At 74.3% G+C, this 12146-nt stretch carries 11 protein-coding genes; 8 read left to right on the forward strand and 3 right to left on the reverse strand.

Going from position 1 to position 12146, the window contains the following annotated elements; translation table 11 throughout:
* The first annotated feature begins 2 nt into the window (after window positions 1-2).
* From CLV63_RS25640 to CLV63_RS25675, 8 genes are all read left to right on the forward strand, one after another.
* Window positions 3-1835: an ABC transporter substrate-binding protein gene (locus CLV63_RS25640; protein ID WP_211301470.1), complete on the forward strand. Its 1833-nt coding sequence runs from the start codon at window positions 3-5 to the stop codon at window positions 1833-1835.
* Window positions 1836-1844: 9 nt separating this feature from the next.
* Window positions 1845-2921 carry an ABC transporter permease gene (locus tag CLV63_RS25645; protein ID WP_106585785.1) on the forward strand — a complete coding sequence of 359 codons (1077 nt, stop codon included), beginning with the start codon at window positions 1845-1847 and terminating at the stop codon, window positions 2919-2921.
* Window positions 2918-3868 carry an ABC transporter permease gene (locus CLV63_RS25650; protein ID WP_106585786.1) on the forward strand — a complete coding sequence of 317 codons (951 nt, stop codon included), beginning with the start codon at window positions 2918-2920 and terminating at the stop codon, window positions 3866-3868. Before CLV63_RS25645 ends, CLV63_RS25650 begins: the two co-directional genes overlap by 4 nt.
* Window positions 3865-4968 (forward strand): ABC transporter ATP-binding protein, encoded by a 1104-nt coding sequence (locus CLV63_RS25655; protein ID WP_106585787.1) that lies wholly within the window; start codon window positions 3865-3867, stop codon window positions 4966-4968. The genes CLV63_RS25650 and CLV63_RS25655 overlap by 4 nt, the downstream gene beginning before the upstream one ends.
* Window positions 4965-6032: an ABC transporter ATP-binding protein gene (locus CLV63_RS25660; RefSeq protein WP_106585788.1), complete on the forward strand. Its 1068-nt coding sequence runs from the start codon at window positions 4965-4967 to the stop codon at window positions 6030-6032. The genes CLV63_RS25655 and CLV63_RS25660 overlap by 4 nt, the downstream gene beginning before the upstream one ends.
* Window positions 6033-6214: 182 nt before the next feature.
* Window positions 6215-7990, forward strand: coding sequence for an ABC transporter transmembrane domain-containing protein (locus CLV63_RS25665; RefSeq protein WP_245929052.1), 1776 nt, complete (start codon window positions 6215-6217; stop codon window positions 7988-7990).
* On the forward strand, window positions 7987-9789 hold the full coding sequence (locus tag CLV63_RS25670) for an ABC transporter ATP-binding protein (protein ID WP_342751439.1): 1803 nt from the start codon (window positions 7987-7989) through the stop codon (window positions 9787-9789). Before CLV63_RS25665 ends, CLV63_RS25670 begins: the two co-directional genes overlap by 4 nt.
* Window positions 9790-9823: 34 nt before the next feature.
* Complete coding sequence (locus tag CLV63_RS25675; protein ID WP_106585789.1) at window positions 9824-10030, forward strand: hypothetical protein; 207 nt, start codon at window positions 9824-9826, stop codon at window positions 10028-10030.
* A gap of 372 nt (window positions 10031-10402) precedes the next feature.
* Here CLV63_RS25675 and CLV63_RS25680 read toward each other — a convergent pair whose 3' ends face one another.
* The 3 genes from CLV63_RS25680 to CLV63_RS25685 all read right to left on the reverse strand — a co-directional run bounded on the left by CLV63_RS25680 (window position 10403) and on the right by CLV63_RS25685 (window position 12124).
* The gene (locus tag CLV63_RS25680; protein ID WP_106585790.1) at window positions 10403-10780 is read right to left on the reverse strand and encodes a peptidoglycan-binding protein; all 378 of its coding nucleotides are present in this window, start codon (window positions 10778-10780) and stop codon (window positions 10403-10405) included.
* A 193-nt stretch (window positions 10781-10973) separates the two neighbouring features.
* A complete protein-coding gene (locus CLV63_RS33750) occupies window positions 10974-11138 on the reverse strand; it encodes a hypothetical protein (protein ID WP_170134320.1) in 165 nt (54 codons plus the stop codon).
* A gap of 47 nt (window positions 11139-11185) precedes the next feature.
* Window positions 11186-12124, reverse strand: coding sequence for a S66 peptidase family protein (locus CLV63_RS25685; protein WP_106585791.1), 939 nt, complete (start codon window positions 12122-12124; stop codon window positions 11186-11188).
* Between the last annotated feature and the right edge of the window lie 22 nt (window positions 12125-12146).

Consider the following 12146-nt stretch of genomic DNA (forward strand, 5'->3'; position numbering starts at 1 on the left):
GCATGGTCACAGAGCAGGCACCCCCCAGACGACGAACCCCTCGCTGGTTGATGGCCGTCGCCGCCGCGATCGCACTCGTCGGCTCCGCGCTGCCCGCGGCGCCCGCCGCCGCGCAGGCCGACTCCGGCCAGCAGACGCTCACCATGGCGGCCGACCAGCCGGTCGACTCCCTGAGCCCGTTCATCGCGCAGCGGCTGATCAGCACCAACATCCACCGCTACATCTACGACTTCCTCACCAACTACGACCCCAAGACCAACAAGCCGATCCCGGCGCTGGCGGAGTCGTGGGAGACCTCCGACGACGACCTCACGTGGACCTACAAGATCCGCGACGACGCGAAGTGGTCCGACGGCAAGCCGCTGACGTCCGAGGACATCGCGTGGACCTACACCACGATGATGGAGGACGAGGCCGCGGCGACCGCCAACGGCAACTTCGTCGCCAACTTCGACAAGGTCACCGCGCCCGACCCCACCACGCTGGAGATCAAGCTCAAGAAGCCGCAGGCGACCATGCTCGCCCTCGACATCCCCATCGTGCCCAAGCACGTCTGGGAGAACGTCGACGACTTCGGGAAGTTCAACAACGACGAAGAGTTCCCCATCGTCGGCAGCGGTCCGTTCGAGCTCACCAAGAACGACGAGAACCAGGGCATCACCCTTGAGGCGAACAAGGACTACTGGCGCGGCGCGCCGAAGTTCGACAAGGTCGTCTTCAAGTACTTCAGCGACCAGGACGCCATGGTCGAGGCGCTGAAGAGCGGCGAGGTGTCCCTCGTCGCCCAGCCGTCGCTCACGCCGGCGCAGGCCAACAGCCTCAAGGGCGCCGAGAACATCAAGGTCAACTCCGCCACCGGCAAGCGCTTCAACGGCTTCACCGTCAACCCGGGCGCCCAGACCCAGGACGGCGAGAAGATCGGCGACGGCAACCCGGCGCTGAAGGACAAGGTCCTGCGGCAGGCCATCATGAAGGCCATCGACAAGGAAGCCATCGTCGACAAGGTCTACGGCGGCTACGCCGAGGTCGGCGAGGGCTACATCCCCGCCCGCTACAAGGACTACTACTGGAAGCCCGAGGGCGCCGACCGCCTCGACTTCGACCCCGAGGCCGCGAACAAGATGCTCGACGACGCCGGGTACAAGATGGGCGACGGCGGCGTCCGCGAGACCCCCGACGGCGACCCCCTCAAGCTCCGCATGGCCGTGCACAACGACAAGCCCGACTACGTCGACACCGGCAAGTTCATGGAGGAGTGGCTCAAGGACATCGGGATCGAGATCGAGGGCCAGTACGTCGACTCCAACCTCATCTCCGAGAAGCTCAACGGCGGCGAGTACGACCTCATCTTCACCGGCTGGAACGTGAACCCCGACCCCGACTACGTCCTCGGCCTGCACACCTGCGACGCCCGGCCCGAGGAGAAGGGCTCGATGCGCGGCGACGCGTTCTACTGCAACAAGGAGTACGACAAGCTCTACGACCAGCAGATCGAGGAGTACGACCCGGAGAAGCGCGCCGCCATCGTCAAGGAGATGCAGCAGGTCCTGTACGAGGACGCCGTCGTCAACGTGCTCGACTACCCCGGCGCCCTCGAGGGCTACCGCACCGACCAGGTCGCCTCCTTCCAGGTGCAGCCCGACCCCGGCGGCAACATCTGGGGCCAGGACGGCTACTGGTCGTTCTACGAGGCGGAGCCCGCAGAGGCCGACTCCGGCGGCGGGATCTCCACGGGCATGCTCGTCGGGATCGGCGCTGCCGTCGTGGTCGTCCTCGGAGCGGGTGCGTTCCTGGTGCTGCGCCGCCGTTCCGCCACTGCGGACGACCGGGAGTAGCGCGCCGGAATGAGCCTTTCCTCGTCGTCGCCGCGGCCCGAGTCCGAAGCCGCCGCGCCCGATGCCGCCGCCCCCGGCCCAGTGCCGGGGCGGCGGCCCGCCGGCCGCCGCGTGTCGCTGCGCTACTTCGCCGTGAAGCTCCTCGGCGCGCTGGTGTCGCTGCTCGCGGTCATGGTGACCAGCTTCTTCCTGTTCCGGGTGATCCCCGGCGACCCTGTGGCGGCCATGACCCAGGGCCGCAAGGTGACACCGGAGCAGCGGGAGGAGCTGTTCCGCCAGTTCGGGCTCGACCAGCCGCTCTGGCAGCAGTTCCTGGGGTACCTGCGCGACCTGCTCCGGCTCGACCTTGGCCTGTCCTACCAGTACAAGGCGCCGGTCACCGAGCTGATCGCGACGCGGCTGGGTCCGACGCTGCTGCTCGTGGGCACCGCCACCCTCATCGCGGCGGCCCTCGGCCTGTGGCTGGGCACCCGGGCCGGGTGGCGGCGCGGCTCCACCGCCGACCGCGTCCACACCGGGGTGGCGCTCACCCTGTTCTCCGTGCCGACGTTCTGGCTCGGGCTGCTGATGATCGTGGTGCTCGCGGGCGGGGCCGGCGGCATGCCGCACCTGTTCCCCACGGGCGGCATGGGCTCGCCCGACGTCTCCGGCGTCGGCAACGTCATCGTCGACACCGCCCACCACATGGTGCTGCCGGTGGCGACCCTGGTCGCGGTCCTGTACGCCCAGTACCTGATGATCATGCGGTCGTCCCTGTTGGACGAGATGGGCAGCGACTACCTGGTCACCGCGCGCGCCAAGGGCCTGCGCGACGACCTCGTGCTGCGCCGCCACGCGGTCCCCAACGCCCTGCTGCCGACCGTCACCCTGCTGTTCCTCAAGATCGGCCAGGTGGTGTCCGGGACGATCCTGGTCGAGGCGGTCTTCTCCTGGCCCGGCCTGGGGATGCTCTTCTACGAAGGGCTCTCGGTGCCCGACCTGCCGCTCGTGCAGGGGCTCTTCATCTTCTTCTCCGCATCGGTGATCTTCATGAACCTGCTGGCCGACTTCGTCTACCCGCTGTTCGATCCGCGGGTGCGCACGTGAGCGCCGGGCCGGTCGAGCGCCCGCCGGGGGAGGCCGGCGGCGGGTCCGCGGCCCCCGCGTCGCCCCGCGCCCTCGCCTGGCGGCGCAGGCGCCACTCGCTGGGCCGGTTCTGGGCCGGGTACCGCGGCAACCGGGCCGGGCTGGCGGGCCTCGCGGGGCTCGCCGTGTTCGTGCTGATCGCGCTCTGCGCCCCGCTGCTGATCGGCCCCGCCGACCTCAGCCTCACCGACGCGCCGGGCGGGCCGCACGAGCCGCCGAGCGCGGCCTACCCGCTGGGCACCGACAACTACGGGCGCTCGATCCTCGACCTCGTCATCTGGGGCTCGCGGGTCTCGCTGACGGTCGGGTTCCTCGCCACCCTCATGTGCGTCGGCCTGGGCACCCTCGTCGGGATCGTCGCCGGGCACTACGGCGGGTTCGGGTCGACCGTGCTCATGCGGATCACCGACTGGGTCCTGGTGCTGCCCGCACTGGTCCTCGCGGTCGCGTTCGCCGCGGTCATGGGACAGGGCACGGTCACCATCATCCTCGCCATCGGCCTGACCGCGTGGCCGACGACGGCGCGGCTGGTCCGCGCGCAGACCCTCGCGGTCGAGGCGCGCCCCTACATCGACCGCGCGAAGGCGCTCGGCGGCGGGCACGGGCACGTCATGACCCGCCACGTCCTGCCCAACGTGATGCCGATCGTGCTGGCGCAGACCACGCTGACCGTCGCCGAATCGATCATCATGGAGTCGACCATGGCCTTCCTCGGGCTCGGCGACCCCAACACCCTGTCGTGGGGCGGCACCCTCCAGGAGGCGCGCAACGCCGGGGCAGTCAGCTCCGGCCTGTGGTGGCACCTGCTGCCGCCCGGCCTCGCGATCGTCCTCGTGGCGCTCGCGTTCACCCTGTGCGGGCGTGCCATCGAAGGCGTGCTCAACCCCCGTCTGAGGGAGCGCCGATGAGCACCGGAGGCAACGACGCCGCGCAGCGGACCAACTTCCTCGCGGTCGAGGACCTGTCCGTCACCTACCGCACCGGCAGCGGCGACGTGCCGGCCGTGCGCGGGGTCGACCTCGCCGTGGCGCCGGGCACGAAGCTCGGTGTCGCGGGGGAGTCGGGGTGCGGCAAGTCCACCATCGCGCTCGCGCTGCTGCGGCTGCTGCCCTCGACCGCCAGGATGAGCGGGCGCATCCTGCTCGACGGCGAGGACGTCCTCACCATGAAATGGGGGCGGCTGCGCGCGGTGCGCTGGGCCGGGGCGTCCATCGTGTTCCAGGGGGCGATGCACTCCCTGAACGCGGTGCGCCGCATCGGCGACCAGATCGCCGAGCCGATACTGCTGCACGAGCAGCGGACGCCCGCCGAGGTGCGCACGCGCGTGAGCGCCCTGCTGGAGCAGGTCGGCCTGCCCCAGCAGCGGGCCGCGGCGTACCCGCACGAGCTGTCCGGCGGGCAGCGGCAGCGGGTCATGATCGCCATGGCACTGGCGTGCAACCCCCGGCTGATCATCGCCGACGAGCCGACGACGGCGCTGGACGTGATGATCCAGGCGCAGATCCTCCGGCTCATCAGCGGGCTCGTCTCCGACCACGGCATCTCGATGCTGATGATCAGCCACGACCTGTCGGTCCTGGCCGACACCTGCGACCGCCTCGCCGTGATGTACGCGGGCCGGGTCGTGGAGGAGGGGGCCGCCCACGAGGTGTTCAGCACCCCGCGGCACCCCTACAGCGAGGCGCTCAGCGCCGCGTTCCCGCGGATCGGCGACCCCGCGTCCCGGCGCAGGCCCCGCGGCCTCCCCGGCGACCCGCCCGACCCCGCGGCCCTGCCCGCGGGCTGCTCGTTCCGGCCGCGGTGCCCGGCGGCGCAGGACCGCTGCGCCGAGACCGACCCGGCCCTCTGGCGGGCCGGCGCCGAGCGCCGGGCCGCGTGCGTGCACGTCCTCAGCGACGAGCAGGCCGTGGAGCTCGGCGTGCCGCCCGCGCCCGCCGCACCGTCCGCCGCACCGCCCGACCGCCCCGCGAACGGCGCCGACCCCGCCCAGCCGGAGGAGATCCGATGACCGCCCAGACCGGCCCCGACCCCGCGACCCGGGACGACGCGGGCGATCGCGCCGTCCCCGGCGGGGCGGCGGCGCCCGTGCTCAGCGCGGAGGGCCTGGAGGTGCGGTTCAAGGGGCGCGGCGACCGCGGGGTCGCCCGCGCGGTCGACGGCGTCCACCTCGACGTGCGCGCCGGGGAGATCATCGCGCTGGTCGGGGAGTCGGGCTGCGGCAAGACCACCCTCGCCAGGACCCTGCTGGGCCTGGAGCGCCCAACGGACGGCAGGGTCACCTTCGAGGGGCGCCCGCTGTCCTACACCGGCAAGGCCCTCAAGGCGTACCGGCGGCGCGCCCAACTGGTGCTCCAGGACCCCAGCGGTTCGCTGAACCCCCGGCACGTCGTCTACGACGCGGTCGCGGAGGGCCTGCGCATCCACTACGGCGTCACCGCGGACGAGAAGGCGAAGGTGGCCGACGCGCTGGCGCGCGCCGGGCTGCGGCCGCCCGAGCGGTTCTTCCTCCGCTACCCGCACGAGCTGTCCGGCGGGCAGCGCCAGCGGGTGGTCATCGCGGGGGCGCTGGTGCTCGACCCCGAGGTCATCGTCGCCGACGAGCCGGTGGCGTCGCTCGACGCGTCGGTGCGCGGCGAGATCCTCGCGCTGCTGCTGCGGCTGCGCGACGACCTCGGCCTCTCCGCGCTGGTCGTCACGCACGACCTGGGGCTCGCGTGGAACATCGCCGACCGGGTCGCGGTGATGTACCTCGGCCGGGTCGTCGAGTCGGGGACGGTCGAAGAGGTGCTCACCGCCCCGCGCCACCCCTACACCCAGGCCCTGCTGTCCGTGCTGCCCGAGGGCGGGGTCGCGGAGCGGGTCGTCCTCACGGGCGAGCCGCCGGACCCCACCCGCGTCCCGGGAGGGTGCCGCTTCCACGCCCGCTGCCAGATCCTCGCCTCGGGCGAGGCGGACCGCGCGGGGATCGCCGACCGCTGCCGCGGCGAGGACCCCGGCGTCCTCCCCGCCGGGAGCGACTCCCACCTGGCGGCCTGCCACTACGCGGCCCTCGGCGAACCCGCCGGCACGTAGCCCGCGCGGCCCCGCCCCCCGCGAACCTCGACGGCCGCCGGGGCGGTGCGCCGCGGGCGGGGGTTGGAGCAGGCCCGGGAATACCTCAATGTTAGGTTAGCCTTGCTTTTTCTTTCCTTGAGGGATGTGCGGGGATTCTGGATGCGACCACGGCGACGGTGCCGGCCCGGCCGGAGGCGGCGGTGACCGCCGACGCGCTCGTGGACGGCCGCCCCGACCGCGTCGGGCACGAGGGCGGCGACACGGAGGCGCCCCTCGGGGAATGGACGCCGGGAGCGGTGATCCGGCGCGCGCTGCGCGGCCGCCGTGCGCTGCTGAGCGGCTCGGCGGCGCTGATGGTCAGCCACCAGGCGGGCGAGGCCATGGTGCCCGTACTGGTCGGGGTGGTCATCGACCAGGCGCTCGGCGAGCGCAGCACGGCGGGCCTCGGCCTCGGGCTCGGCGCGCTGGCGGCGGCGTTCCTGCTGCTGTCCTTCAGCTACAAGTACGGGTCGCGGCTGGGGGTGCAGGCCGCCCAGTACGCGGAGCACGACCTGCGCGGCGAGGTCGCGGCGCGGGTGCTGCACCCGCGCGGCGGCGCCGAGGACGGCCGCACCTCCGGTGCGCTCCTCAGCGTCGCCACCTCCGACGCGCAGCGGGTCGCCTCCGTGGCGCTCGTCGTCGCCATGAGCGCCGCGGCCGCGTCGGCGTTCACGGTCGCCGTGGTCTCGCTGCTGCTGATCTCGGTCCCGCTGGGACTGCTGGTGGTGGTCGGGCTGCCGCCCGTGCTGCTGCTCTCCCACCTGCTCGGGCGCCCCCTTGAGCGGCGCGGCCGCGCCGAGCAGGCGCGGGTGGCCCGCGCCGCCGGGCTCGCCGCCGACCTGGTGCGCGGGCTGCGCGCCCTCAAGGGCATCGGCGCCGAGCGCGCCGCCGCCGACCGCTACGTCGGCGCCAGCCGCGGCTCACTGCGCGCCACCCTCTCGGCGGCCCGCGCCGAGGCGGCGGTCGAGAGCATCGCGCCGCTCACCGTCGGCGCGTTCCTCGCCCTGGTCGCCTACGTCGGCGGCGTGTTCGCGATCGACGAGCGCATCACCGTCGGCCAGCTCATCTCCGCGGTCGGCCTGGCCCAGTTCCTCACCTCCCCCATGGAGCGCTTCGCCGTCATGCGGTCCCTGTACGCGCAGGTGCGCGCGTCGGCGGGGCGGGTGGCGGACGTGCTGGGCGCGCCGACCGCCGTCGGCGCCGGTGACGGGTCGGCCGTCCCCGCCGGGGCGCGCGGCGAGGTGCGCGTCGACGGGCTGCACCACGGCGCCCTGAACGGGCTGTCGCTGCACGTCCCCGCCGGTTCGCTCGTGGGGGTGGCGGCACCCGACCAGGCCGCCGCGGCCGCGCTGCTGGACTGCCTGGGCCGCCGCTGCGAACCCGCGTCCGGGTCGGTGCTCCTCGACGGGGTTCCGCTGGTCGGCCTCGCGCCGGGCGACGCCCACGCGGCGGTCCTCATCGGCGACCACGACGCCGACCTGTTCGAGGGCACCGTCCGCGAGAACCTCGCCGGTGCCGCCGACCCCGCCGAGGACCGCGCCGGGGTGCGCGACGCCGCGGTCGCCGCGGCGGCGGTCGACGAGGTGGCGGCGTCACTGCCCGCCGGGCTGGACACGGTCATCTCCGAACGGGGCCGCTCGCTCTCAGGCGGGCAGCGCCAGCGGGTCGCCCTGGCGCGGGCGCTGGCGGCCGACCCGGTGGTGCTGGTGCTGCACGAGCCCACGAGCGCCATCGACTCCGTGACCGAGGCCCGCGTCGCCGAGGGGCTGCGCGCGGTCCGGCACGGGCGCAGCACGGTGCTCGTGACGACCAGCCCGGCGCTGCTCGCCGTGTGCGACCGGGTCGTGCTGCTGGACGCCGGGACGGCGGCAGCGGAGGGCACGCACGCCGACCTGGTCGCCGACGACCCCCGCTACCGGGAGACGGTGCTCACGTGACGACCCCCGACACCCGCCGGGCCGCTGACGGCACCGGCGCCCGGCCCGGCCTGCTGCCGACCGCGTCCCCCCGCCAGGCGCGGCGGATGCTGCGCCGCCTGCTGCGGCCGCACCGGCCGCTCGCGGTGCTGAGCGTGGCGGCGCTCGTACTGGGCACAGTGGCGCAGCTCGCGGGGCCGCCGATCATCGGCCGGATGGTCGACCTGATCGTCGCCGGCGGCGCCGCGGCGGCCCTGGTGCCGCCGGTGGCGCTGCTGGCCGGCCTCGCCGTGGCGCAGGCGGTGCTGCTCGCCGCCGGAAAGGCGCTCGCCGCGCAACTGGGCGAGTCCGTCCTGGCGGTGCTGCGGGAACGGGTCATGGACCGGGCGCTGCGGCTGCCCATGGGGCGGGTGGAGCAGGCCGGGTCCGGCGACGTCGTCGCGCGGGTGTCCGGCGACGTCTCGGTCATCGCCAAGGCCGTGCGCGAGGCGATCCCCGTCTTCGCCATGTCCGGGCTGACGGTGCTGCTGACCATCGCCGGGCTCGGCGCGCTCGACTGGCGGCTGATGCTCGCCGGGCTGTGCGCCGTGCCCATCCAGGCGTTCGCCCTGCGCCGGTACCTGCGCGCGACCGCCCCGGTGTACGCGCGCGAGCGCGTCGCCGAAGGGGAGCGCGCGCAGCAGCTCCTCGACTCGGTCGGCGGCGCCGCGACGGTGCGCGCCTTCGGCCTTTCGGCCGGGCACCTGGCGCGCGTCGACGCCCGGTCGCGGGCGGCCGTCGGCCTCGCGCTGCGCGCCAACGTCCTGCGGACGCGCTTCCTCGCCCGGTTGAACGCCGCCGAGTACGTCGGCCTCGCCGCGATCCTGGTGGTCGGCTTCTGGCTGGTGACGTCGGACGCCGTGAGCATCGGGACGGCGTCGGCCGCGGCCCTGTACTTCATCGCGCTGTTCAACCCCATCAACGTCCTGCTGTACCTGTTCGACACCGTGCAGGAGGCCGGCGCCGGGTTCACCCGGCTGGTGGGGGTCGCCGAGATGCCGCCGCCGGACGATCCGGCGGAGCCGCCCGCGCCGAAGGGGGCGGCGGTGCGGGTGCGCGCCGCGCGCTACGCCTACACCCCCGGCCACGACGTGCTGCACGGCGTCGACCTGGACGTGCCCGCGGGGGCGCGGGTCGCGCTGGTCGGCGCGAGCGGCGCGGGCAAGACCACGCTCGCGAAGCTCGCGGCGGGGGTCCACGAGCCGGACTCCGGGACGGTCGAGATCGGCGGGGTGCGCCTCGACGCGCTCGGCCCGGCCGCAACCCGCGCCCAGGTCGCCCTGGTCACTCAGGAGGTGCACGTCTTCGCGGGGCCGCTCGCCGAGGACCTGCGGCTGGCCCGGCCGGACGCCGACGACGCGGCCCTGCACTCGGCGCTGGACCTGGTCGGCGCCGATGCGTGGGTCCGGGCGCTCCCCGACGGGCTCGACACCGTCGTCGGCGACGGCGGGCACCGGCTGACCGCCACCCGCGCCCAGCAGCTGGCGCTGGCCCGCCTCGCGCTGGCCGACCCGCCGGTCGCCGTGCTCGACGAGGCCACGGCCGAGGCGGGCAGCGCGGGGGCCCGGGTCCTGGAGGCCGCGGCCGACCGGATCCTGGCGGGGCGGACGGCGATCGTCGTCGTCCACCGCCTCACGCAGGCCGCGACCGCCGACACCGTGGTCGTCCTCGACCAGGGCCGCGTGGTCGAGACCGGCACCCACGCGGAGCTGCTGTCCTCCGGCGGCACCTACGCGACCCTATGGTCCGCCTGGTCCACGGCGAATACCCAAGCGGAGTAGGCACGCGGCTCATGGCGCATGTAAAACCCCATCCATGGTTGTGCTGAGGATCGAGAGCGTCCCTGAACACGTTCGCGACGCCCTGGTTCGGGCGGCCGACGCAAAGGGCCAGTCGCTGCAAGCGCTGCTGCTCGACCTGGTCGAGGCCAGAGCACGCCGGGCCAAGAACATGGCCGCAGGTCTGCGGGGCGGCCTTGTCACCGGGCGGGATGCGGGTGGTCTGCGGGAAAAGCGGCACTGACGACGGCGGTGGGATCCGGTCGGCGGTCATCCGCACGGTGCCGGCGCCGCGTTCACCCCGGTGGCCGGCCTCCGTGAAGTATTTCCCACTTCACGGCGCCCGAAGTGGTAATCACTTCACGGAGGCTGCCGAATAAGCCGAACGCCCACCCGCGACCGGGGGAGTACTTCGTCCGGAATTGGGAATGAGCCGGCAGGCCCCGGTGCGAGCGGTGCGTCGGCACGCCGCCGACGATCGCCCGGCCGGGCCCCTGGCGCCTTTGGTGCTGCCTTTTCCCACTGGTCACCGGTGTCCTGGCAGCGCACAAGGCCGCCCAGCGGACCCGACGTCCACCGAACGTCCGCGCGCGGCCCCATGGGCGGCCACGTCGTTCTACAGCCCCAGGGCGCGGAGTTCGCGGTGTTCGCGGGAGTCCCTGGTCAGGATGGTCACGGTGCGGGCGTCGGCGACGCCGTCGGGGCGCAGTCCGTGGGTCCGCTGGAACGAGCGCAGTGCCTCGATGCGCTCGGCGTGGCCGGCCGCGTTGTCGAGGTAGCCCAGTTCGACGAGCTGGTCGCGGATGACGCCGGGCTCGGCCTCGGGGACGACGATGTCGGCGGCGAAGACGCTGGCCAGCATGGCCCCCGCGAACTCGACCGTGCCCCGCAGGCCGCCGGGGCGCACGGCGGCCCGGGTGCTGCCGGTGCGCTGCACGGGCACCGGCCCCTGCCGCTGTGTGCGCCGCCGGTTCTGCGCTGGTGTCGTCGTCATCGCGCTCACCTGCCCCTCGCGGGACGGTCCGGGGATCTCCCGGGCGCGTCCCCCTACTTCGAGTCTCCGCACGGAGGGTTAAGGAACCGCAATGGGCACGCGTGTTTTCGGTGTGGAAGCGGCGCGCCGGATCGCGCGGCGGCCCGGCCCCGGTCCGGCGGGGTGCCCGGTCCGGGCCCGGACCGGTGTCGGGTCAGTGCCCGGCCCTCTCGGCGGCGCGCCGGGTGATCCAGTCGAACAGGGCGGGGTCGGCACCCATCTCGGGGTGCCTGCGTCCCGCCGCGCCCTGGAGGTCGGGGCCGCCGTCCAGCTCACCGCGGAGCAGGACGCGCTGCTGCGCGCGTTTCTCAGCTGACACTGGCCTCGGCTGACACCGGGGGCCGCGCCAGTGCCGCCGCACCGGTGTCACGCCAGCGCGGGCTCGTGCAGCCGCAGCTCGCCGCGGTCGGCGTCGAGCACCGCGGCGACCCCCAGCGGCACGGTGAGCTGGCTGGCCCCGTGGCCGAACCCCAGCTCCCACACCACGGGGACGCCCAGCGGCCCGAGGCGTTCGCGCATCAGCTCCCTGATGGATTCGGGCCCCGGCGTGCAGTCGCGCCACGACCCGAGCGCGAACCCCGCCGCGCCGCGCAGCCAGCCGCTGCGCAGCAGCTGGGTGAGCATCCGGTCGATGCGGGAGACGTCCTCCCCGATGTCCTCCAGCAGCACGATCCCCCCTGCCGCCGAGGGGCGGCTGTGCGGGGTCGCGATGCCGTCGGCGAGCAGGCTGAGGTTGCCGCCCACCGTGATGCCGTGCGCGGCGCCGCCGACCAGCGGTTCGGCGGTGTCGGACGTCAGACGCAGCCGGGTCTCGGGCTCCATGAGGGTGGCGCGCAGCTCCTCGGCCGTCCGCGCGTCGTTCAGGAACTCCGCCGAGGCGATGACGGGCCCGTGCACCGTCGCCACCCCCATCTCCACCGCGAACGCCTCGTGCAGCGCCGTGACGTCGCTGTAGCCGACGAACGCCTTGGGCGCGCCGCGGCGCAGCTCGGTGAAGTCCAGCGCGTCGAGGGTGCGGTGCGCGCCGTCGCCGCCCCGCGCGCACAGCACGGCCGAGACACCGCGGTCGAGCCAGGCGTCGCGCAGGTCGGCGGCCCGGTCGGCGTCGGTCCCCGCGAGGTAGTGCAGCGCGGGGTGCCGGTCGCGCGCGTGCGCGCCCTCGACCACCTCCAGGCCCCAGCCGCGCACGACCGCGCAGGCGGCGTCGAGCCGGTCGGCCGGCATCGGGCTGCACGGGGAGACGACGGCCACCCGGTCGCCGCGCCGCAGCCGCGGCGGCCGGGCCAGCGGCGCGGCGGTCCGCATGGGCTACCCGCCCCGGACGCGG

This window comes from Murinocardiopsis flavida, from assembly GCF_003014485.1.
Classification (GTDB): domain Bacteria; phylum Actinomycetota; class Actinomycetes; order Streptosporangiales; family Streptosporangiaceae; genus Murinocardiopsis; species Murinocardiopsis flavida.